This window comes from Pseudodesulfovibrio pelocollis, assembly GCF_030282845.1.
GTDB classification, from domain to species: domain Bacteria; phylum Desulfobacterota; class Desulfovibrionia; order Desulfovibrionales; family Desulfovibrionaceae; genus Pseudodesulfovibrio; species Pseudodesulfovibrio pelocollis.
Genome location: NZ_JASTWE010000027.1, coordinates 28,866 through 50,494, shown reverse-complemented (window position 1 = coordinate 50,494; position 21,629 = coordinate 28,866). Strand labels below are relative to the sequence as shown.

Genomic DNA, 21,629 nt, shown 5'->3' with positions numbered 1-21,629 from the left:
ATCTTTTTTACCTGATCGTAACATCCCTTTGTGACAACGGTCACACTCCCCGGCTTATGAGCATGAAGCAGGAATCGCCGCCGCGCCCTCAACCTCATACAGCAACAGGGACACCCCATGACTCGCCTCGGTTTTCGCAGCAAGCTCTTCATCGCCTCGATTTTCATCGTGATCATCACCATCGCCTGCCTGTCGGTGGTCAACTTCGTCCAGTCCAGGCGGGCCTATCTCGACAACGGCCTCTCGGCCCTGGAAAGCGTCTCGGACACCCTGCATGAGACAGTCATGCTTCAGGACGATCTGGCCAGGAAGAAGATCGGCTCGGACCTGAACATCCTCAGGGCGGCCATGGGCGTGGCCGGGCTGCCCATGTTCCAGCCCCTTTTTGATGTGGACATGACCGTGCGCGACCAGAACACCGGCCAAAGGCACGCCCTGGTCCTGCCCGCCTTCAAGCTCGGCGCCCACTACCTGCACGAATCCACCCACCTCGTGGACTCCATGGCCGAGACCGCCGGGCTGACCTCGTCGGTGCTCCAACTGCACGAAGGCATGCTCGTGCGGGTCAGCACCACCCTGACCGACCCAGACGGCCAACCCGCTCAGGGGCTGACCATACCCGCCGACAGTGCGGCCGCGCAGGCCATGATCGCGGGCGAGCGGCACAAGGGCATCAGCACCATCGATGGGCGGACCTATGTCACGGCCTACGAACCCATCCGCGATTTCGACGGACAGACCATCGGCGCGCTGGAGGTGGTGCAGCCCGTGATCCCCGAGGAACTGGCCCGATACATCAGCCAGGTCAGCGTGGGCGGCAAGGGATTCTCATACGTCTTCACGCCCACCGGAACTTTTGCGGTGACGCCTGCTGATCAGGGTCTGGCCCGGGAGGTGGCTGCCGCCACCCTGAACGGCAACGGTCCCGCCCTGGACACCGGACTCCTGGAGACCGGCGGCGGCGCGGTCCATTCCCGCGTGGTGCGCATCGAACCGTGGGACGCCTATCTGGTCACCAGCGTGACCACCGCCGAGATGCTCGACGGCGTCAACGAACGCATCATCCGGGGCGCCCTGGCCAGCGGGGCTGTGCCCCTGCTGCTGGCCGTGGGCATCATCTGGTTCACCAGCCGCCAGCTCATGCTGCCCATGACCCGGCTGGCCTCCGTGGCCGACGCCGTGCGCCAGGGCGACTTCAACTGTGATTTCGACTACCGCGCAAACGACGCCATCGGCAGCACCGTGACCGCCTTCCGGCACATGGTCCAGGAGATGAAGAACAAGCTCGGCTTCAGCCGGGGCGTGCTGGCGGGCGTGACCATTCCCTGCGCCGTGGTGGACCTCGACAACCGCCTGACCCATTTCAACCAGGCCGCCGTGGTCATCCTGGGCAAGCGCAAGACGCCCGACGCCTACCTGGGCATGTCCCTCAACGAAGTCATCTACCACGACCCCTCGCGCAAGACCCTGACCCAAGTGGCCATGGAAAAACGCCACCAGTCCGAATGGGAGGTGGACCTGACCCGCGACAACGACGGCACCACCGTGACCCTGCATGTGGTGGCAACCCCCATCTACGACCTGGACAACGAACTCATCGGGGCCATCACCATCTGGGTGGACCTGACCGAAGAGCGCACCCAGAAAAAGGCCGTGGAAGCCAAGAACGCGCTCATCGAGCAGGCCGCCCGCGAGGCTGACGAGATTGCCCGCAACGTCTCGATTGCCTCGCGCACCCTTGCCGAGCGCATCGAAGCCGCCAGCCAGGGCGCGAGCATGCAGCGTGACCGCGCGGGCGAGGCCTCGGCGGCCATGGAGCAGATGAACAAGACCGTCATCGAGGTGGCGGCCAACGCCTCGACCACGGCCCGCATGGCCGAGGAGACCCGCGAGCTGGCCCGCTCTGGCGAAGAGGTGGTGGGAAGGTCCGTGGCCATGATCCGCGACGTGCACGAGCAATCTGTCGGGCTGCGCGACCAGATGAACGAGCTTGGCGGACACGCCAGGGGCATTGGAGCCATCATGGGCGTGATCACCGACATCGCGGACCAGACCAACCTGCTGGCGCTCAACGCGGCCATCGAGGCGGCCCGGGCAGGCGAGGCCGGACGCGGCTTCGCCGTGGTGGCCGACGAGGTGCGCAAGCTGGCCGAGAAGACCATGAACGCCACCCACGAGGTGGGCCAGTACATCACCTCCATCCAGAAAAGCGCCGACACCAGCATCAAGGGAACAGACAAGGCCAACCAGGCCCTCGAAGCCTGCCGTGAACTGGTGGAGCGCTCGGGCACCTCGCTGACGGCCATCGTCGAGAAGGTCGAGGAGTCCGTGGCCCAGGTACAGAACATCGCCACCGCCGCCGAGGAGCAGGCCGCCACCAGCGAGCAGATCAACCGGGCCACCGAGACCGTCAACGCCATCGCCGGGGAAACCGCCGAGGCCATGCGCGAATCCGCCGAGGCACTGGACGCCCTGAACAACCTTTCCGAAAACCTGGGCAGGGCCATCGACAGAATGCAGGCCTGATCCTCGTCACCCGCACTCCGCGCATCCGCACACTGCCGCCCCCTTGCGACCGCCCCCGAGGTGTTCGCCGGGGGGCTGCCTTGTTGGCCACCATGCCGCCAGCGTCCGGCCCGTACGAATCACCCTGGCCACCGGGCACGCTGCAACGAGGCCCAGCAAACGACAGGCCCCGCACGGCATACCGCACGGGGCCTGATGGCGTGGCCTGGATGGTCAGGGGAGTCTGGGAGCGTCGGCCGGGACGGACCCCGTCCTACCATTTGATCTCGTACTTGTTGCGCAGATAGATGGCCGCAGCGTTCATGGAGAGCATGACCGCCAGCAGCACGATGATGCCCGCCGAAGTGCGCTCGGTGAAGGCGCGCAGGGAATCGGACGACCAGGTGTAGATCTGGGCGGGCATGACCGTGGTCGCGCTGGTGACGCTGGTGGTGGCGTCGGGAATGTAGGCCATCATGCCCACGATGAGCAGCGGCGCGGTCTCGCCGATGGCCTGGGCCAGCCCGATGATGGTCCCGGTCAGAATGCCGGGCAGGGACAGGGGCAAAATGGTGGTCAGCACCATCTGCCAGCGGGTGGCCCCAAGGGCCAGCGCACCCTCGCGGACGGAACTGGGCACGGCCCGCATGGCCGCACGGGTCGAGATGATGATCACCGGCAGGGTCATCAGCGAAAGGGTCAGGCCGCCCGCCAGGGCCGATGATCGCGGCACCCCGAAGAAGTTGATGAAAATGGAGAGCCCCAGCAAGCCGAAAAGGATGGACGGGATGGCCGCAAGGTTGTTGATGTTGATCTCGATGAGCTGCATGATCCGGTTGTTCGGCGCGAATTCCTCAAGGTATATCGCGGTCATGACGCCGATGGGGAAACTGAATATAAAGGTGATGCCCAACACGTACATGGAGCCCACGGCTGCGGCCCAGATGCCCGCCATCTCCGGCAGCTTGGAATCGCCGTTCAGGAAGAAGCCGACATTGAAGGCGAGACGGGCGCGGCCCTCGGCCCGCAGGGTGTCCACCAGCCTTCGCTCGTCCTTCTTGAGACGGTTGGGCTTGCCCTTGAGGTACTGGTCCACCTCGGCGTCGGCCAGAACCCATTTCTCCTCGGTGGTGCCGAGCAGGGAGCGGTCCTCGCGCATCTGGGCCGGGATGAGCCGGGTGAAGCCACGGCTGACCAGATAGCTGAGATCGTCCTCCAGGGCGTAGTCGCCCACCTTCCTGGCCTCTTCCTTGTAATGGACCTCCACCAGCAGCTCACCCTGCTTGAAGGCGCTCAGGGCAGTGGACACAATGTCGGTGAAGAAGAACACGAGAAACGCGGCGGCCATGCCGATGGCGCCGTAGGCATAGACGCGAAAGCGCTTGTCGCGGCCAGCGCGGCGCTTGAGAATCTTCGGATCAATGGAGTATTGCATGACGCCCGCCTATTCGTATTGCTGTCTGAACCGCCGGATGACCACCAGCGAAACGACGTTGAGAACCAAAGTGACCACCAGAAGCATGAGCCCAAGGCCATAGGCCGCAAGGGTCTCGGGGCTGTCAAAGGCCTGGTCGCCGGTCAGGGCGTCCACGATGCGCACGGTGACGGTGGTCATGCCCTCCAGCGGGTTCCAGGTCAGGTTGGCCTGCAGTCCGGCTGCCATGACCACGATCATGGTCTCGCCCACCGCCCGCGACACGGCCAGGAGAAAGGCGGAGACGATGCCCGGCAATGCGGCGGGCAGGACCACGGTCTTGATGGTCTCGGACTGGTATGCGCCCATGGCCAGCGAGCCTTCGCGCAGGGAGTTGGGCACCGAGGTGATGACGTCGTCGGACAGGGACGAGACAAAGGGGATGATCATCACCCCCATGACCAGCCCGGGAGCCAGGGCGTTGGTGTAGTCAGCCTGTAGGCCGAAATAATCCGCCGCGCTGACCACCAGGGGACTGACCGTGATGGCCGCGAAAAAGCCGTAGACCACGGTGGGGATGCCCGCCAGGATTTCCAGGGCGGGCTTGGCCACCTTGCGAAAGGTCGGCGAGGCATACTCGGCCGTGCAGATGGCCGCGAACAGCCCGATGGGGATGGCCACCACCATGGCGATGGCCGTGATCATGAAGGTACCCGCAAAGAGCGGGATGGAGCCGAACATGCCCTTGACGTCCGAATCGCCCGCCGAAACGCCGTCCGGGCTCCAGTTGGTGCCGGTGATGAAGTCCCAGATGCTGACAATCTGGAAGAAGCGCATGGCCTCGAAGATCACCGAGAGGACGATGCCGATGGTGGTCAGGATGGAGACGAGGGAGGCCGCGAAGAGCAGCCTGACCACCACCTGTTCCACCTTTGCCCGCGCACGCAGGGTCGGCTTGACCGCCATCACGCCGAGGTAGAGCCCGCCCGCAGCCAGGACCAGGGCCGTGGCCACCAGGGCCGAGCCCGGCACCTCCACCAGCCCCACCAACTGAAGCACGGCGGCCAACACCGAGGCCAGCAGGGCGGGCGAAAGGGTGCAGACCACCGCGTACCAGCCATAGCTGCCCGGGGTGGATTGAAATTTTTCCCCCTCGAACCGGGCCGAGAAGGTTTTTTTGGTGGCCAGAAAATAGGCCACTACCGCAAGGGGCAGCAGGCCGCATCCGAGGTAGAGAAAAATGGTTCCTGTATCCACTGTCGCCTCTGTTCCGGCCGCCGGGGCATGGAGCGCACGCCGGCAGCCGATCTTTTGGGTCTTGTTGCGATGGACCGATCAACGTCGAAAGAGACCGGCCCGAAGCGGGCCGGTCTCTTTCGGATACGGTGACGTTACTTCTTCAGGTCTTCCAGGGTCAGGTTCTTGTAGGACAGCACGTCCTTCTGGACCTTGGCGCGAAGGTCGTCGGCCAGGGGCACCAGACCGATGCGCTTGAGCAGGCCGTTGGTGCCGATCATCTTTTCGCTCATGAACAGCTCGACGTATTCCTTCATGCCAGGGACCTTATCGAGATGGGCCTTCTTGATGTAGAAGAACAGGGAGCGGGAGATGGGGTAGGAGCCGTCGGCAATGGCCTTGGGCTCGGGGTCCACGCCGTTGATCTTGGCTCCTTTGATGCGATCGGTGTTCTCGCCCAGGAAGGAGTAGCCGAAGATGCCGAAGGCGTCCATGTCCTTGGTCAGCCTCTGGACAATGAGGTTGTCGTTTTCACCGGCGGGCACATAGGCACCGTCCTGGCGCACGGCACTGTAGTTCTCGCCCTTGCCCTTGGGGGAGATGGCGTCGTAGAGCGCGCCGTTGGCCTTGGCGTAGTGGCCGATGACCATCTCGGCAAAGGCGTCGCGGGTGCCGGAAGAGGTCGGCGGGCCGTAGAAGACGATCTTGCGCTTGGGCAGGGCCGGATTGATCTGGTCCCAGGTGGTGTAGGGGTTCTTCACCAGCTTGCCGTCCACGGGCACCATCTCCATGGTGGCCAGGGCCAATTCGGCGAGGGAGATGGAGAAGTCGGGGTTCGCAACATTCTGGGCCACGGCGATGCCGTCGTAGCCGATGAGCACTTCGGTGATCTCGGTAACGCCAGCGGCCTGGGCAGCATCCCACTCGGAGGTCTTCATGCGGCGCGAGGCGTTGGTGATGTCCGGGGTGTCCATGCCCGCGCCCTGGACGAAGAGCTTGAACCCGCCGCCCGAACCGACGGACTCGACCACCGGGGACTTGAACTGGGTGGTGGCGCCGAACTCCTCGGCCACATAGCTGGAGAACGGGAACACGGTGCTGGAGCCGACGATCTTGATCTGATCGCGGGCGTGGGCCATGCTGGCACCAAAGGTGAGAATGGCGACAGCGACGAGCAGCTTGACAAATTTACGCATGTAGGGGTCTCCTCAAAAGATGTTTGTAAAAAACAGGAATTCCATGTTTGGCTGAGGTGACACTAGCCCCACTCTGTTACAGCACAATGGGACGGCTGTTACGCTTTGGTGACATGTCGCATTTGCGCCCACGGCTCAATCGTCCCCACCGCCCTCATGCCCCGAAGCGAATCCGCCGATAGCGCGGGCAACGTCAACCCGCAAGGACACGCACATGCTCTACTTCCTCGGCAACTGCCAGGCCGATTTCCTCAGCCGGGCCATGGCCGGGCGCGGCCACCGCTGCACCTACCGAGTCCTCGCCTCGCCCATGACCCTGCCCAGCCACAGCGGCATCCCCGGCTCACTGGCGGCCATCCACCGCGACATGGCCCTTGGGGACTACCTGCACGGCCGCGAGCTTGCGAACCAGTTCGAGCCCATCGGGCCGGACGACCCACCCCCCTCGCTCATGGTCCTGAGCCTCTTTCACGAGAACACGCCGCTCTTTGTCCACAACGCGGAGAAGTACGTCTTCTTCATGGACCCGCGCGCCCTGACGGACAAGCCCGAGCTGATGGACTGGGCCCGGCGCGAGTGCCGCATGTTCGAGCCCAATCCGGCCACCTATCTGCGCCGCTTCGGCGAGATGCTCTCCCGCCTGCGCGCGGATTTTCCCGCCGTGCCCATGGTCGTGCTCTCACGCCTGACGCCCCACCCGGCCTTCGGCCCGGAGCCCTTCTCCTACCTCAAGGGCTGGACCGAGCTATCGCGCGGGGCCGGGGAGACGCTGCACGGCTGGAGCCTGAACCTGCCCGACGTTCATATAATAGATATGGACCGCGTCTTCGGCGGCATCTGGAGCGAATCGGACAAGCGCATCGAGGGCCAGTGCCCGTTTCTGAAGATCACCCTGGAGGAGGCCGACGGCCGCGTCACCGGCCTGCATGCCCGGCGCGACATCGAGCACATCGGGGCCATGCCCGACCGGCTGGCCGACACCCTGACCCGGTTCCTGGAAACCGGCACGGTGAACTACCTTGAGCATGAGGTGATCCGGCCCGAGTGGCGCGCCCACTGGCGGGTGTCGCGCCTTGGCGACGAACGGATGCTCGAGCTGCTCACCTCCGGGGCCAACTACCGCTGCGCCGAGGCCGTGGGCGCCTTCTTCACAGACCTCGGCCGCGACCGCACCGAGCTGCTGGTGCAGGCCCGCCGCCACATGCCCGTCTGTCACATGACCCTGCACATGATCAAGGCGTACGGCCGCATCCAGCGCAACCCGGCCCTGGCCCTGTGGTGCGACTCCCACCTGGAGGCGGCCGACGCCTTCACCGCCAACGGACCCCTCTACCAGCAGGCCTACATCGAACGCGTCGCCGCCATGCGCGCCCATGCCCTAAGCGGATGAACCCCCCATTTCGTCGGCCCAAGTTTGCAGATATGTACACTGAAAGCGGCGATATGACATTTTTGTCGTCTCACGACTTTGGCCGCCTACGCGTAAGCGATCTATTTTGCATATCTTATTCTCACACCAATTGTGGCATCGACCTTGCTTGGCGCGGGCATGGCTCCCACTGTCCACGGACTCAAACTCTCGGCCCTGCTGGCCATCTGCCAGGTCATCGACAAGGCGCTTCATCTCGAATCCGCCCTGGACGGCGTGCTGGGCATCCTCTCCGAGCAGCTCAGCATGCAGCGGGCCACGGTCTCTCTCTACGATCCCGAGACCGGGCACCTGTCCATCAACGCCTCCTACGGCCTGACAAGGGAGGAGAAACAGCGCGGGGTCTACCGGCTCGACGAGGGCGTCACCGGCCGCATCTTCCAGACCGGCGAGCCCTACTTCGTGCCCGACATCGACAAGGAGCCGCTGTTTCTCGACAAGACCGGCTCGCGCAAGATCCGCCGGGGCATGATCTCCTTCATCGGCGTGCCCATCGTCCTGCACGGCGAGCCCATCGGCGTGCTCAATGTGGACCGCCTCTTCGAGGACGAGATAGCCTTTGAGGAGGACGTGGACTTTCTCAAGGTGGTGGCCACCCTCATCGCCCAGTTCATCAGCCTCAACGAGAAGATCATGGAGCGCGAGGCCGTGATCAAGCGCGAGAACACCTCGCTCAAATACCAGATATCCAAGAACACCAAGGGGCCGTACATCGTGGGCCAGAGCACGCCCATGGTCGAGGTGCAGCGGCAGATCGAAAAGGTCTCGCCCACCCGGGCCACGGTGCTGCTCCTTGGCGAATCCGGCGTGGGCAAGACCCTCATCGCCCGCATCATCCACGAGCTTTCCGACCGCCAGGGGCATCCCTTCATCAAGGTCAACTGTGCCTCCATTCCGGCCAATCTCCTGGAATCCGAGCTGTTCGGCCACGAGAAGGGGGCCTTCACCGGGGCCACGGGCACCCGGCCCGGCCGCTTTGAGGAAGCGGACAAGGGCACCCTCTTCCTCGACGAGATCGGCGAACTGCCCATGGCGCTCCAGGCCAAGCTGCTGCGGGTCATCCAGGACAAGGAGTTGGAGCGCCTCGGCTCCAACAGGACACGCCACATCGACGTGCGCATCCTGGCCGCCACCAACCGCGACCTGGGCGATCTGGTGGAGCACGGCCAGTTCCGGCTCGATCTCTACTACCGGCTCAACGTCTTTCCCATCCGGGTGCCCTCCCTGCGCGAGCGAAAGGAGGACATCACCGGCCTGCTCAACCATTTCCTGAGCGAGGTGGCCGAGAACTACGGCCGCCACATCCACTTCACCCCCACGGCGCTCGACGCCCTGATCCGCTACGACTGGCCGGGCAATGTGCGCGAGATGCAGAACCTCATCGAGCGGCTGGTGATCATGTCCGACAGCGAGCGCGTCAGCCTGGAATTTCTCAAGTCCTACCTCGCGCCGGGCCAGACGACCGTGATCCATGAGGTGCTCCACGCCAATGGCGAGCCCGGGCACTGTACCTCCCTCAAGGAGGTCGAGCGCAACGAGGTCATGGCCGCGCTGGAGCGCAGCGGCTGGGTCCAGTACAAGGCGGCCGAGGCGCTGGGCCTCTCGGCCCGGCAGATGGGCTACCGGGTCAAGAGATACGGCCTGGAGAGCATGATCGCCGAGGGTCACGCCAGACTGCGGCGCATCCGCTGACATCCGCGCCGCCCAGCAATCCGAGCCGGGAAGGGGACGAATCTCCCGCCACACACCTCCCCATCCCAAGAGATGCGCCCCGCTGATCCGTGACCAGCGGGGCGCATCCGTATGAAAAGCCCTATGGAAAACCCTCCCCGTGTCAGGGCCACGGAGAGGGTTGGGTGGCGTTTCTCCCGGGCTTCGTCAACCGCAACTTGCGCCCGTGCCGGTGCAGCAGCCGCCCGCGATGCCGCCGCGCCTTCCCTTGAGCGCCTTGAGGTCGCCGGTCTCGTAGATGGCCCGGAGCGCGTCCTCAATGAACCCGGTGACGGTGTGGGGGGCCACGCCGTGTTCCTCCAGAAGCATGCGCGGGGTCTCGCCCATGGCCGCGGCCACCACCGCGCGACAGTCCTTGAGCAGCGCGGCCAGGTCGGACCAGCGCTGGGGGCCGCAGCCTGCCGCCGGGGCCTGGCGCTCCTCGATCAGGCGGTAGCCGCCGCTCTCGCTTTGTCCCCATATCTGAAAGGTCCTGGCCTCGCCCAGATGCTGGTTGACCAGCATGCCCTCGCGGGTGGCCACGGCCACATGAGGCCGGGCCATGGCAGCATCCAGAGGCTTGAGCTTGGCACAAGCCTGGAGCGTGCCGCACAGGGCCGCGGACTGGTCATCGCCGAGCAGCCCCACGGCATCGGCCCGGCACCGCTTGCAGTGGGTCATCTGGTCGATATGCTCGCCCGCCGCCTTGCGCAGGGGCAGGACCACCTCGCGCCCGGGCTCGCCCAGTTCGGCAAAGGGCGTGTCCTGGGTGGGCTTGAGGGGGATCATGTTCTGGATGTCCGCCCCCAGCTCGGCCACCACCCGGGCCACCTCGGGCAGGTGGTCCTCATTGACGCCCGGAATGATGATGGAATTGATCTTGACCACAATGCCGCGCTCCTTGAGGCCCTTGATGGCGGCCAACTGGCGCTCCAGCAGCAGGGCCGCGCCCGCCTCGCCCCGGTAGACCACGTTGCCGTCCTTGACCCAGGCATAGATCCTGGCCCCGATGGCCGGGTCCACGGCCGAGATGGTGATGGTCACATGGGACACGCCCAGGGCCGCGATGTCGTCCAGGTACGGCAGGATGCCCATGCCGTTGCTGGACAGACAGAAGAGCAGCTCGGGATGGCGCTCGTTGAGCAGACGCATGGTCTCCAGGACCTCGGCGGGATTGGCAAAGGGGTCGCCCGGACCGGCAATGCCCGCCACGGTGATGCGCGGCTCCTTGGCAAGCACCTGGTCCATGTACTCGGCCGCCTGGAACGGCTTGAGGATGCCGCTGGTCACACCCGGACGCGACTCGTTGACGCAGTCATACTTGCGGTTGCAGTAGTTGCACTGGATGTTGCACTTGGGGGCCACGGGCAGGTGGACCCGGCCGCAGCTTCCGGCGGTTTCCTTGTTGAAACAGGGGTGCCTGGTGATGTCCTTGACTGCCATGATCTGCTCCCGCGTTGGTGATGCCGTAGTGAAGTGTCGAAAAACAAAGATGTTACAGATAGCCGTAGCCCACGTCGCTGTCGGTCTGCTTCTTCTCCATCACCGTGTTGACGATGCGGTCGAAGAGTTCGAGGGCGCCCTTGTAGCCCAGATGGAGCCTGCGCTGCCCGCCGAACCGGTCGTGGATGGGAAAGCCGACGCGCACCATGGGTATGTTCCAGCCCCGGGCGTAGGTGTAGCCCTTGGAGTGGCCGATGAGCAGATCGGGCGCCAGCGCCTCGGCCTCTGCGGCCATGTCGTGGAAGTCCACGCCCTCGCGCACCTGTGGGGCGACCCGGGCCACGCCCGCGGTGACCTCGGCCACGGCCCGCTCAAGCCCCCTGCCCCGCGAGCCGGTTCCGGCCAGGACCACGTCCACGCCGATCTCGGCCAGAAAGGCGCACAGGCCCGCCACCAAGTCCTCCTCGCCATAGACCACGGCCCGCTTGCCAAAGACATACTTGTGGCCGTCCACCAGGGCGTCCACCAACCGGCCGCGCTCCAGCTCGTAGCGGCGCGGCATGGGTTTTCCGGTGACGGCCTCAAGGGTCTCGAAGAACCGGTCCGACTCGCGCAGCCCCATGGGCAGGCCGATGCGGTGATTGGCCACCCCGAAGGATGCCTCCAGGCTGACCCCGCCGGTCCTGGCGGGCAGGCAGCGGCCCAGCTCGATGGTGGCCCGCGCCCCGGACATTTCCCGGATTTCCGCGATGGGCGTGCCGCCCGAGGGAATCTTGACGTAATCCTCCAGGGCCGGGCCATCCAAGGTCTCGGAGATGTCCGGCAGGATGGTGGCCTGGACGCCGAAATCGCGACAGATGTCCTTGAGGTGGCGGATGTCCTCGCAGGAGACCATGTTGGGCAGGATGTTGACCCGGCCGGTGTCGGCGGTCTTCTCGACACACAACTGCTCCACCAGGGAACGCACCGCGCCGTGCCAGCCATCGGTATGGGTGCCGCTGTAGCTGGGGGTGGAGACATGGACGATGTCCGGCAGATCGAGATCGCCGAACTCCTTGCGGAACTCGTGCAGGATCATGGGCACGTCGTCGCCGATGGTCTCGGTGAGGCAGGTGGTGGCCACGCCCACCAGGGTCGGCTCATACTTTTTCATGACGTTGAGCACTCCCTTCTTGAGGTTGGGCCCGCCGCCGTAGATGGCGTTCTTCTCCCCGAGGGCAGACGACGCGATGTCCACCGGCTCGCGAAAATGGGAGATGATGTAGCGGCGCATGTAGGTGGCGCACCCCTGGGAGCCGTGCAGAAACGGGATGGCCCCTTCCACGCCCCGGAAGGCCAGGGCCGCGCCAAGAGGCGTGCACAGCTTGCAGGCGTTGGTGGTGGAAACGTAGTTGGGCCTGGCGGCTGCCCTGGGCACGGTCTTGATGACGGACTTACTCATTGACGGCCTCCTGTTCGCGCGCAGCGATGCGGGCCGCGCGGCGCGGGACAAAGTTCCAGACAGGGCTCATGGCCGAGGCGTGGACCTCGCGGGCGAAATTGAGCATGCCCACGAACCCTTCCAGGGCCTCCTTGCGCTCGTGATTGTGGTCGCAGAATCCCACGCCCAGCTTGTAGGCGATGGGCCGTTCCTTGACCCCGCCCACAAAGAGGTCCACGTCCTTCTCCTTGATGAAGGCCGAAAGCTCCAGCGGATTGGCGTCGTCCACGATGATGGTGCCGGGATCGGTGATCTGCTCCAGTTCGGCGTAGTCCTCCTTGGTGCCGGTCTGGGAGCCGACCATGACCACCTGCATGCCCAGGTGCCGAAACGCCTTGACCAGGGAGAACGCCTTGAAGGAGCCGCCCACGTACATGGCCACCCGCTTGCCCTCCAGGTCGCGCCGGTAGCGGGCCAGCTCGGGCATGAGCCGGGCCAGCTCGTCGCGCACCAGCTCCTGGGTCCGCTCCACGATGCCCGGGGCCGCGTCCTTGAAGAAATCAGCCACCTGATACAGCGAGTCGGCCATGTCCTCGATGCCAAGGTAGGAGACGCGCAGAAAGGGGGTGCCGTATTCCTCCTGCATCATCCTGGCGAGATCGAGGGTGGCTCCCGAACACTGGACCAGGTTCAGGGCCGCGCCGTGGCATCGGCCGATATCGGCCACCCGGCCGTCGCCGGTGACGTTGGCCACCACCTCGACCCCCATGCGCCGAAAATAATCGCGCACGATCCATATCTCTCCGGCCAGGTTGAAGTCGCCGAAGATGTTGACGGAAACGGGCGAGATGCCCGAGGTGTCGCCCGAGCCAACCAGCTTGAACATGGCCTTGCAGGCGGCCAGGTATCCTTCCCGCTTGCTGCCCTTGAACCCCTCGGACTGGACCGGCAGCACCGGGATGCCCTTCTTCTGGCTCATCGTGCGGCACACGGCCTCCAGGTCGTCACCGATGATGCCCACGATGCAGGTGGAGTAGACAAAGGCGGCCTTGGGGCCGTGGCGGTCGATGAGCTCGTCCAGCGCGGCTTCGAGCTTCTTCTCGCCGCCGAAGATGACGTCTGTCTCCTGAAGGTCTGTGGAGAAGGAGAGGCGGTGCAGTTCCGGCCCGCTGGAGAGCGCGCCCCGGATGTCCCAGGTGTAGACCGCGCAGCCGATGGGACCGTGGACCAGATGCAGGGCGTCGGCGATGGGATAGAGCACCACGCGCGAGCCGCAGAAGACGCAGGCCCGCTGGCTGACCGCCCCGGCCAGGGATTCGCGGTTGCAGGCGATGTCGATGGCCCCTTCACCGGTCCTGTGGATCTGGTCCCTTCTTTCTTCCAATATGCCCGTCTTCATTGCCTCCCTCCGATGCAAAACCTGTAATTGACTCTGTGAAGCCGCTCCTGCCAGGGGCCTTGATCCCGCCGCCGTCACCGGCGGCGGGACCGCCCTGCTCGCCGCCCGGGAATGGGTGCCCCTTTCGCCACGGCGTTCATGGCGGACAGCACGCGTCCCCGACCTGAGTTCGGCGTCCTGCGGGGCTGGCGGCAAGCGCTGGGCATCGGGCTCTCAATTTCCTACAGCGCGTACTCGGCGCACTGCTCGCCGTCTTCCAGGCCGTCGAGGATGGCGTCGATGGCCTCCTCGCTGGCAACGCCCTTGAACCACCAGTTCTCGGGCTGGACGACCATGATGGGGCCGGACTCGCACTGCTTGAGGCAAGTGGAGGCCACCACCAGGGCGTCAATACCCCGGTCGAGAATCTCCTCCTCGATGTACTGCAAGAAGCCGTCGGTCTGCTTGTGACAGATGCCCTTGGGGTCGCCCTGGGCGCGGAAGCTCTGGCAACAGATGATCATTTTCGCGGGGGTAGCCATGTCTCTCGTTCTCCTTTATGTGTTGCGCCGCTCCATGCGGCCCTTGCCCTTTTTGCCGCCGCCGTAGAGGACATCCACGGTTCCCTCGATCTCGCCCTCGGTGATCAGGACGGTCACGCCCCGGCGGTGCAAAATCTCTCTGGGGCGCTCCCCGGCGCTGGCCGCCAGCAGGACGAAACAGTCGGTCAGGATGTCGGCCAATCCCTCCCAGCGGCTGTCGCCTCCGCCCGGCTCGGGCGCGTCGCGGGTTTCGAGCAGGCAGGCCAGGCCGTCCTCGCGCGGGCCGTAGATGAGCAGCTTGAACGCATGGCCCAGGTGCAGGTCCACGTCCATGCCGCCCGCGCTGGCCACGGCCACGTTGGGCCGCCCGGCAACGGGCCGGGGCAGCGACGAGGCCACCGGCCTGGCGGCCGTGGGCACGACATCGCCGCACTCGCCCCAGGAGGGGGTCAGGGCCAGGTGCCGGGCCGCCTTCTCGCGCACGGCGGCCAGCAGGTCCATGTCCGGCTGGGCTGCGCCGTTTTCGCCGCCCGGCCAGAAGGGGACCACGGTCATGATCGTCGCGCCGAGAGCGGCCATGGTCTGGGCGATAGTCTCCACATGCTCGGCGTTGACCCCGGCATGGACCGTGGTGTTGATCTTGACGGTCAGCCCGGCCTCGACCAGGGCGGTCACGGCCCGCCGCTGCCCGTCCACCAGCACCTGCGCGGCCAGGGGCAGCGGCATGGTCCGGGTGGAGGGGCGAATCCAGGCATACACTCCCTGGGCCACCTCGGCGGACACGGCGTCCACCAGCACGGTGACGTGGGACAGACCGATGGCGGCCAACTCCCCGGCCACAGTCCCTATCCCCAGCCCCAAGGTGGTCAGGCACAGGGGCATGTCCGGGTACTTGTCCCGCACCAGCCGCAGGGTGCGCAGGGCAGCCTCGGGCGTGGCCATGGGGTCGCCCGGGCCGGTGATGCCTACCATGCTGATGGGCGCGCCGTCGGCCAATGCCCGGTCGAGCATGGCCAGGGCCTCGTCCGGGGTGGCCACCAGAGCGGGCGACACCTGGGGCGTGTCCGGGGCGAAGCGGCTGCGCGCCACGGCCCGGGGGGCCACCGGCAGGTGCATCCGCCCCTCGCCGCGCCGCGAGGCGCTCCCGAAACAGGGATGGGTGGGGCTTGCGGGTGAGATGATCGCCATGGTTGTCCTTGCCTGATCTGAAATTCGGCCCGCGACGGGGGGAGATGTCCCCGCCGCGGGCGCACGGTGTGGTTAGAGGACGAGTTCGAAAGAGGTTTCCGGATCGTCACGGTCCTTGCGGTCGAGGAACTGGTCGAGCATCTTCTCGAGCAGCCGCAGCCCGCCCCGGTAGCCCACCGTGGGGAAGTACTGATGCCCCTGGCGGTCCAGGATGGGGAAGCCCCAGCGCAAGAGCGGGATGTCCTCGTCGCGGGCTATGTACTTGCCGTAGGAGTTGCCCATGAGCAGGTCCACGGGCTCGTTCTTGATCCACTGGTGCATCAGGAACATGTCGCCCTTGGCCTTGACCTTGACCTCGAAGGGCCTGCCCGCGCAGATCTCGCGGATGCGCTCCTCGAACTTCTTGCCCGGCGTGCCGGTGACCACGTACACGGGCTGCATGTCGAGGCTGACCAGGAACTCGCACATGGAGATGAGCTGGTCCGGGTCGCCCCACAGGGCCACGCGCTTGCCGTAGAGGTACTGGTGCATGTCCGAGATGAGGTCCACCAGCTGGCCGCGCTCCACAGCCACAGCGTCGGGCACGGTCACTCCGGCCACGGTGCGCAGCACGTCGATGAAGCGGTCGGTGGCGGCCAGCCCAAAGGGCATGTCGAGCACGGTGCAGGGGACCTTGCACTTGGCGTCGAGCCAGCGGGCGGCATCGGCCGAGCACCACTCGCCCATGGCCAGGGTGGCCGTGGCGTCGCCGCTGGCCTTGAGCTCCTTGATGGTCACGCCGCCCTGCGGGAACATCGTGTATTCGCCGGTGAGCGGGGCATCGAGCACGCCGGAGGTGTCCGGGAACACGGTCACGGGCACACCGACCAGGGTGGCCAGCCGCTTGATCTCGGCCATGTCCGCAGGCTCGACCCAGCCGGGGATGATGTTGACCTTGCCGCTCTTCTTGCCCGATGGCTCGGCCAGCTGGGCCATGGCCTTGACCATGTTGGAGAAGCCGGTGACGTGGGAGCCCACATAGCTCGGGGTGGGCGCGCCCACCAGGGTGCAGCCCTCGGGCACCTTGCCCTCGCGCCGCGCCTTCTCGAAGATCTGGTTGAGATCGTCGCCGATGGTCTCCGAGAGACAGGTGGTGTGCACGGCAATGACCTCGGGCTCATAGACCGTGAAGATGTTGTTGATGGCCTGGAGCAGGTTGGCCTGCCCGCCGAACACGGACGCGCCCTCGGTGAACGAGCTGGTGGCGGCCGAGATCGGCTCCTTGTAGTGCCGGGTCAGGGCCGAGCGGTGGTAGGCGCAACAGCCCTGCGAACCGTGGCTGTGGGGCAGGCAGCCGTGTATGCCCAGCGCCGCATACATGGCCCCGATGGGCTGGCAGGTCTTGGCCGGGTTGATGGCCAGGGCCTTGCGCTCCGCCACTTCCTTGGGTGTGTGTCTGAGTAGCATGTCTTTGATCTCCCTCTCTTATTCCCAGACGAACGTGGCCGTCAGCTCGGGGTTCTCCTGCCAGGGCGCCTTCATGTAGCTCCAGACCTTGCTGTTCACGAGCCTGTCGATTTCCTTGTAGAAATTGATGGCTCCCTTGAACCCCGCGTAGGGTCCGCCCGAGTCGTAGCTGTGCAGCTGCTTCATGGGCACGCCCAGCTTCTGGATGGAGTACTTCTCCTTGATGCCGGCACAGAAGATGTCCGGCTTGAGCAGCTCCACCAGCTTTTCGGCCTCGTACTGGTTGAGGTCGTCGATGATGATGGACCCCTTGTCCATGTCGCTGTTCAGGCCGTCGTAATGCTTGAACTTGTACCCGGCGTCTTCCAGGGCCTTGATCTCCTCGGGGGTCTTGCGCGCCCGGTAGAGCTTCTCGTCGGCCTCCACCTCGATCTCCTCGATGTTGCGCGAGTCGGCGTCCACGGTCAGGTGCGGGATGACCTCGCGCCCCTCGTAATCGTCGCGGTGGCCGAACTCGTAGCCTGCGGACAGGGTCTTCATGCCCATTTCCTGGAAGAGTTCGTTGTAGTGATGGGCGCGGGAACCGCCCACGAAGAGCATGGCGGTCTTGCCCTCGGTGCGGGAGCGCACGTCCGCGGCCACGGCTTCCACCTCGGGCATCTCCTCGGCGATGACAGCCTCGATGCGGTCCATGAGCGCCTTGTCGCCAAAGTACTGGCCGATCTTGCGCAGGGACTTGGCCGTGGCCTCGGCCCCGATGAAGTTCACCTTGATCCAGGGGATGCCGTACTTGGTCTCCAGCATGTCGGCCACGTAGTTGATGGAGCGGTGACACATGACCGCGCTCAGGTCCGCGTGCTGGGCCGAGGCGAACTGGGCGTAGGTGGAGTTGCCCGAGAAGGTGGCGATATTGGTGATGCCGCACTTCCTGAGCACGCGGTCGATCTCGAAGCCGTCGCCGCCGATGTTGTACTCGCCGAGCAGGTTGATCTTGTACTCGCCCTCGGGCGGGGTCTGGTTCTCGCCCACCAGATGGGTGAAGACCTGGTTGTTGGCGATGTGATGGCCCGCGGACTGGGACACGCCCTTGTATCCCTCGCAGGAGAAGGCGAAGACGTTGCAATCGCCCAGCTTCTCCTTCATCTTGCGGGCCACGGCGTGGATGTCGTCGCCGATGAGGCCCACCGGACAGGTGGCGAAGATGCAGATGCCCTTGGGATGGAAGAGGTCGTAGGCCTCCTGGATGGCCGCCGCCAGCTTCTTCTCGCCGCCGAAGATGATGTCCTGGTCCTGCATGTCGGTGGACAGGCAGTAGGTCATGTAGTTTTCGCCGGTCTCGCCCGCGTCGGTCTGGTTGCGGCGGGTGAGCCAGGAGTAGAAGCCGCAGCCGATGGGGCCGTGGGTGATGTTGACGATGTCGCGGGTGGGGCCCATGATGACGCCCTTGCAGCCCGCGTAGGTGCAGCCGCGCATGGTTATGATGCCGGGGATGGTGCGGACGTTGGCCACGATCTCGGGCGGCGTCTCGCTCTCCTGGGCCTCGTTGATCATTATCTGTTTGGCGCGCTTTCTGGCCACCTTGGGAGGATACTTCTTGAGAAGCTCTTCCTTGATGTCTGCGGGATCAAAGCGCACCGCCTTGCTGGTCTTTGCCATTTCACTTTCTCCTTGCAGGGCTTAGGCTATGGACTTTGCGCCCTTCTCGCCGGTCCGTACCCGGACCGCGTCATTGATGGGCAGGACGAAGATCTTGCCGTCGCCGGGTTTGCCGGTGCGGTTGACCGTGGCGATGGCCTCGATCACTTCCCCGACCATGTCGTCCTTGACCACCACCGTGACCATGCGCTTGGGATAGAGCTTGCCCTTTTCCCCGAGCACGGCGGCGGCCTCTTCGTAGCCGCTCTTGGCGCCTTGGAGCACGCCGGAATTGACAAACCCCTTGCCCCGCCCCTGCGCCTCGTGGGCGAAGAAGGCGTCCACCCCGGCCTTGGTCAGGGCGGCCTTGGTCCGGTTCATCATGTCCATGCGCACCACTGCGATGACTTCCTTCATGCTACGCCTCCCCGGCCACGGCGGTTTCGTTGACGCCGGAGCTGATGGTGTAGACATCCTCCACCGGGGAGACGAAGATCTTGCCGTCGCCGAACGCGCCCTTCACGCCGGAGCGGGCCGCGTCCATGATGGTGGAGATGACGAAGTCCTTGTCCGCCTCCTTGACCACGCTCATGAGCATGGTCTTGGGGATCTCGTCGTAGGTGACTTCACCTATCTTTATGCCGCGCTGCTTGCCGCGCCCGGCCACGGAATACTTGGTGACCGCCGGAAACCCGTTGTCCATCAGGGCCGCCAGCACGTCGTCCGCTTTTTCCGGGCGCACTATCGCTCTCACCATGATCATCATTTCCACTCCCTCCTATCTTACTGTTTTCCTGTGATTTTGGTTAACTATGCTTCCATGATGCCATAGTCGAGCAGCAGCTGTTCCAACTCCTCGATCTCAAGGGGCGTGGGCACGGTGAACATCTTGTTCTCGTCGATGGCCCTGGCCAGCCCGCGATATTCGTTGGCCTGGGGCACGGCACCGTCCCATTCGATGACGGTCTTGCGGTTGATCTCGGCGCGCTGCACGTCGTTGTCGCGGGGGACGAAGTAGATCATCTGGGTGCCCAGCTTGCTGGCCAGCTCGGTGATCAGGTCGGCCTCGCGGTCGGTGTTGCGCGAGTTGCAGATGAGGCCGCCAAGGCGCACCCCGCCGGACTCGGCGTACTTCATGATGCCCTTGCAGATGTTGTTGGCCGCATACATGGCCATCATCTCGCCCGAGCAGACGATGTAGATTTCCTCGGCCTTGCCGTCGCGGATGGGCATGGCGAAGCCGCCGCAGACCACGTCGCCAAGCACGTCGTAGAAGGCGTAGTCCAGGCCCTCGGATTCCTCGTAGGCGCCCAGGGATTCAAGCATGTTGATAGAGGTGATGATGCCGCGTCCGGCACAGCCCACGCCCGGCTCGGGACCGCCGGATTCGACACACCAGGTCCCGCCGAAACCGGGCTTGCGGATGTCGTCCAGCTCCACGTCCTCGCCTTCCTCGCGCAGGGTGTCGAGGACCGACTTCTGCGCCAGACCGCCCAGCAGCAGACGGGTGGAGTCCGCCTTGGGGTCGCAGCCCACGACCATGATCTTGCGGCCCATCTCGGCCAGCCCGGCCACGGTGTTCTGCGTGGTGGTTGACTTGCCTATGCCGCCCTTCCCGTAAATCGCTACTTTTCTCATGTTTTCCTCCCTAAAGGGTTGGTTCGCGTTGATGAACCCGCAAAGGCAAAGGGCGTGCCACTGTCGCACGGCGATGTTAAATTATCGAAATTAAAGCACAAATAACACGAACGAGATCAAGCCAACAGCCTACGAATGTGTATCCTGCTACAGCCGGTCCCTACGTAAAGTGTTGTTTCCTACAAAAACGTGTCCTCCCGCGACCAGCGGCCATGCCAATAAAACATCCATGTATGCAGGCTGTTGCAAAGACAGGACGCATTGGCATCCTTCCTGCTCGGAAGAGGTGGAGGACCGCACTGCAACCAGGGAGCCTGACCATGCTGATAGACACGACTTTGAGGGAGGGGGCGCAGCTCTTCGGGGCCTACTTCACACTAGATGCGCGGGAGGCCATCGCGACCGCGCTGTTTGACCTGGGCGTCGAGGAGGTGGAGCTGGGCTGGGTGGGCCAGGAGGGGATCGACCTTCTGGCCGGGCGGGTGCGCGGCCGGGCCGGGCGCGCCAGCCTCGGCGTCTGGTGCCCCTGCCGCGAAACGGACGTGCGCACGGCTGCGGCCCTGCCCGTGGACCGGGTCAACATCGGGGTGCCGGTGTCTGACGCCCATATCGCCAAGCGGCTGGGCTTGGACCGGGCGGGCGTGCTGGAGCGCATCGCCTCCACGGTGCTGACGGCCCGGCTGCTGGGTGTGGCCTATGTTTCGGTGGGGCTTGAAGACATATCCCGCGCGGACCCGGAATTCGCCCTGACAGCGGCCCTTACCGCGGCCGAGGCCGGGGCCTCGCGGGTGCGCCTGTCCGACTCGCTGGGTCTGCTCACCCCGGCGCGCACGCGGGAAATGGTCTGCCGGTTCCGCGCCGCCCTCAAGATTGATATGGCCGTGCACTGCCACGACGACTTCGGCATGGCCACGGCCAACGCGGTCACGGCCCTGGAGGCGGGCGCGGACTTTGCCGACGCGAGCGTGCTGGGCATCGGCGAGCGCTCTGGCATCGCGGCCACCGAGGAATTGGCCGCCCACCTCTCCCTCAATGCGGGCACAGGGCGGTATCGCACCGGTGGTCTGCGCGAGCTGTGCCGCTTCGTGTCCCGGGCCGCCGGGGTGCCGATTCCCAGGACCAAGGCCGTAGCGGGCAACGACATCTTTGCCTGCGAGTCCGGGCTGCACGCCCACGCCCTGAGCAAGTCGCCCGATCTCTTCGAGCCGTACGACCCGGCCGCCGTGGGCCTTGGCCGCCGCATCGCGGTGGGCGGCAAGAGCGGGCGCGGGGCCGTGGTCACCGCCCTGGAACGCCTCGACCTCCACTGCCCGGACCGGGATCTGCCCAAACTGGTCGAGGCAGTGCGCCGCCTCGCCTGGGAGCGTGGCCGCCCCCTGACCCGCGACGAGTTCACCGGACTGGCCACCCGCTGCCCCGAGTCGGATTGATTCTTCGAAATTTTCGACA

General features: G+C 65.2%; 17 protein-coding genes. 4 read left to right on the top strand and 13 right to left on the bottom strand.

Translation table 11 applies throughout. The annotated features are described in order from the left end of the window. Positions 1 to 117 precede the first annotated feature (117 nt). A complete protein-coding gene (locus QQS14_RS10600; protein WP_285906967.1) occupies positions 118 to 2,526 on the top strand; it encodes a methyl-accepting chemotaxis protein in 2,409 nt (802 codons plus the stop codon). A 253-nt stretch (positions 2,527 to 2,779) separates the two neighbouring features. Here the strand turns inward: QQS14_RS10600 and pstA are convergent, their stop codons facing one another. The 3 genes from pstA to QQS14_RS10585 form a co-directional block, all read right to left on the bottom strand. After that, on the bottom strand, positions 2,780 to 3,940 hold the full coding sequence (gene pstA, locus QQS14_RS10595; protein ID WP_285906966.1) for a phosphate ABC transporter permease PstA: 1,161 nt from the start codon (positions 3,938 to 3,940) through the stop codon (positions 2,780 to 2,782). Between the two features lie 9 nt (positions 3,941 to 3,949). Beyond that, complete coding sequence (gene pstC / locus QQS14_RS10590; RefSeq protein WP_285906965.1) at positions 3,950 to 5,176, bottom strand: phosphate ABC transporter permease subunit PstC; 1,227 nt, start codon at positions 5,174 to 5,176, stop codon at positions 3,950 to 3,952. Between the two features lie 134 nt (positions 5,177 to 5,310). After that, positions 5,311 to 6,351 (bottom strand): PstS family phosphate ABC transporter substrate-binding protein, encoded by a 1,041-nt coding sequence (locus tag QQS14_RS10585; RefSeq protein ID WP_285906964.1) that lies wholly within the window; start codon positions 6,349 to 6,351, stop codon positions 5,311 to 5,313. A gap of 214 nt (positions 6,352 to 6,565) precedes the next feature. Between QQS14_RS10585 and QQS14_RS10580 the strand changes: the two genes are divergently transcribed. After that, positions 6,566 to 7,741, top strand: coding sequence for an SGNH/GDSL hydrolase family protein (locus QQS14_RS10580; RefSeq protein ID WP_285906963.1), 1,176 nt, complete (start codon positions 6,566 to 6,568; stop codon positions 7,739 to 7,741). A gap of 159 nt (positions 7,742 to 7,900) precedes the next feature. Then, positions 7,901 to 9,472, top strand: a complete 1,572-nt coding sequence (gene nifA / locus QQS14_RS10575; RefSeq protein ID WP_285906962.1) for a nif-specific transcriptional activator NifA — start codon at positions 7,901 to 7,903, stop codon at positions 9,470 to 9,472. 186 nt (positions 9,473 to 9,658) lie between these two features. Here nifA and QQS14_RS10570 read toward each other — a convergent pair whose 3' ends face one another. The 10 genes from QQS14_RS10570 to nifH all read right to left on the bottom strand — a co-directional run bounded on the left by QQS14_RS10570 (position 9,659) and on the right by nifH (position 20,180). Then, entirely contained in the window at positions 9,659 to 10,933 is a 1,275-nt protein-coding gene (locus QQS14_RS10570; protein ID WP_285906961.1) for a radical SAM protein, read from the bottom strand. A gap of 52 nt (positions 10,934 to 10,985) precedes the next feature. Then, positions 10,986 to 12,374 (bottom strand): nitrogenase component 1, encoded by a 1,389-nt coding sequence (locus QQS14_RS10565; protein ID WP_285906960.1) that lies wholly within the window; start codon positions 12,372 to 12,374, stop codon positions 10,986 to 10,988. Then, entirely contained in the window at positions 12,367 to 13,752 is a 1,386-nt protein-coding gene (gene nifE, locus QQS14_RS10560) for a nitrogenase iron-molybdenum cofactor biosynthesis protein NifE (protein ID WP_285906959.1), read from the bottom strand. Before nifE ends, QQS14_RS10565 begins: the two co-directional genes overlap by 8 nt. Before the next feature lie 221 nt (positions 13,753 to 13,973). Then, positions 13,974 to 14,273, bottom strand: coding sequence for a (2Fe-2S) ferredoxin domain-containing protein (locus QQS14_RS10555; RefSeq protein ID WP_285906958.1), 300 nt, complete (start codon positions 14,271 to 14,273; stop codon positions 13,974 to 13,976). A 15-nt stretch (positions 14,274 to 14,288) separates the two neighbouring features. Continuing rightward, positions 14,289 to 15,461 (bottom strand): NifB/NifX family molybdenum-iron cluster-binding protein, encoded by a 1,173-nt coding sequence (locus QQS14_RS10550; protein WP_285906957.1) that lies wholly within the window; start codon positions 15,459 to 15,461, stop codon positions 14,289 to 14,291. Positions 15,462 to 15,533: 72 nt separating this feature from the next. Further along, positions 15,534 to 16,907, bottom strand: coding sequence for a nitrogenase molybdenum-iron protein subunit beta (nifK, locus tag QQS14_RS10545; RefSeq protein ID WP_285906956.1), 1,374 nt, complete (start codon positions 16,905 to 16,907; stop codon positions 15,534 to 15,536). Between the two features lie 18 nt (positions 16,908 to 16,925). Continuing rightward, positions 16,926 to 18,563: a nitrogenase molybdenum-iron protein alpha chain gene (gene nifD, locus QQS14_RS10540; RefSeq protein ID WP_285906955.1), complete on the bottom strand. Its 1,638-nt coding sequence runs from the start codon at positions 18,561 to 18,563 to the stop codon at positions 16,926 to 16,928. A 21-nt stretch (positions 18,564 to 18,584) separates the two neighbouring features. After that, a complete protein-coding gene (locus tag QQS14_RS10535) occupies positions 18,585 to 18,959 on the bottom strand; it encodes a P-II family nitrogen regulator (RefSeq protein WP_285906954.1) in 375 nt (124 codons plus the stop codon). Position 18,960: 1 nt separating this feature from the next. Next, positions 18,961 to 19,308: a P-II family nitrogen regulator gene (locus QQS14_RS10530; protein WP_285906953.1), complete on the bottom strand. Its 348-nt coding sequence runs from the start codon at positions 19,306 to 19,308 to the stop codon at positions 18,961 to 18,963. Positions 19,309 to 19,352: 44 nt separating this feature from the next. Next, the gene (gene nifH, locus QQS14_RS10525; protein WP_285906952.1) at positions 19,353 to 20,180 is read right to left on the bottom strand and encodes a nitrogenase iron protein; all 828 of its coding nucleotides are present in this window, start codon (positions 20,178 to 20,180) and stop codon (positions 19,353 to 19,355) included. Between the two features lie 320 nt (positions 20,181 to 20,500). On the opposite strand from nifH, the gene QQS14_RS10520 reads away from it, so the two are divergent. Then, positions 20,501 to 21,610, top strand: coding sequence for a LeuA family protein (locus QQS14_RS10520; RefSeq protein ID WP_285906951.1), 1,110 nt, complete (start codon positions 20,501 to 20,503; stop codon positions 21,608 to 21,610). Positions 21,611 to 21,629: the final 19 nt, after the last annotated feature.

Excerpts from the sequence above, each read along its gene's own strand:
- QQS14_RS10600 (WP_285906967.1), top strand. The coding sequence starts at position 118 with ATGACTCGCCTCGGTTTTCGCAGCAAGCTCTTCATCGCCTCGATTTTC.
- pstA (WP_285906966.1), bottom strand. The coding sequence starts at position 3,940 with ATGCAATACTCCATTGATCCGAAGATTCTCAAGCGCCGCGCTGGCCGC.
- QQS14_RS10585 (WP_285906964.1), bottom strand. The coding sequence starts at position 6,351 with ATGCGTAAATTTGTCAAGCTGCTCGTCGCTGTCGCCATTCTCACCTTT.
- QQS14_RS10580 (WP_285906963.1), top strand. The coding sequence starts at position 6,566 with ATGCTCTACTTCCTCGGCAACTGCCAGGCCGATTTCCTCAGCCGGGCC.
- nifA (WP_285906962.1), top strand. The coding sequence starts at position 7,901 with ATGGCTCCCACTGTCCACGGACTCAAACTCTCGGCCCTGCTGGCCATC.
- QQS14_RS10570 (WP_285906961.1), bottom strand. The coding sequence starts at position 10,933 with ATGGCAGTCAAGGACATCACCAGGCACCCCTGTTTCAACAAGGAAACC.
- QQS14_RS10565 (WP_285906960.1), bottom strand. The coding sequence starts at position 12,374 with ATGAGTAAGTCCGTCATCAAGACCGTGCCCAGGGCAGCCGCCAGGCCC.
- nifE (WP_285906959.1), bottom strand. The coding sequence starts at position 13,752 with ATGAAGACGGGCATATTGGAAGAAAGAAGGGACCAGATCCACAGGACC.
- QQS14_RS10555 (WP_285906958.1), bottom strand. The coding sequence starts at position 14,273 with ATGGCTACCCCCGCGAAAATGATCATCTGTTGCCAGAGCTTCCGCGCC.
- QQS14_RS10550 (WP_285906957.1), bottom strand. The coding sequence starts at position 15,461 with ATGGCGATCATCTCACCCGCAAGCCCCACCCATCCCTGTTTCGGGAGC.
- nifK (WP_285906956.1), bottom strand. The coding sequence starts at position 16,907 with ATGCTACTCAGACACACACCCAAGGAAGTGGCGGAGCGCAAGGCCCTG.
- nifD (WP_285906955.1), bottom strand. The coding sequence starts at position 18,563 with ATGGCAAAGACCAGCAAGGCGGTGCGCTTTGATCCCGCAGACATCAAG.
- QQS14_RS10535 (WP_285906954.1), bottom strand. The coding sequence starts at position 18,959 with ATGAAGGAAGTCATCGCAGTGGTGCGCATGGACATGATGAACCGGACC.
- QQS14_RS10530 (WP_285906953.1), bottom strand. The coding sequence starts at position 19,308 with ATGATGATCATGGTGAGAGCGATAGTGCGCCCGGAAAAAGCGGACGAC.
- nifH (WP_285906952.1), bottom strand. The coding sequence starts at position 20,180 with ATGAGAAAAGTAGCGATTTACGGGAAGGGCGGCATAGGCAAGTCAACC.
- QQS14_RS10520 (WP_285906951.1), top strand. The coding sequence starts at position 20,501 with ATGCTGATAGACACGACTTTGAGGGAGGGGGCGCAGCTCTTCGGGGCC.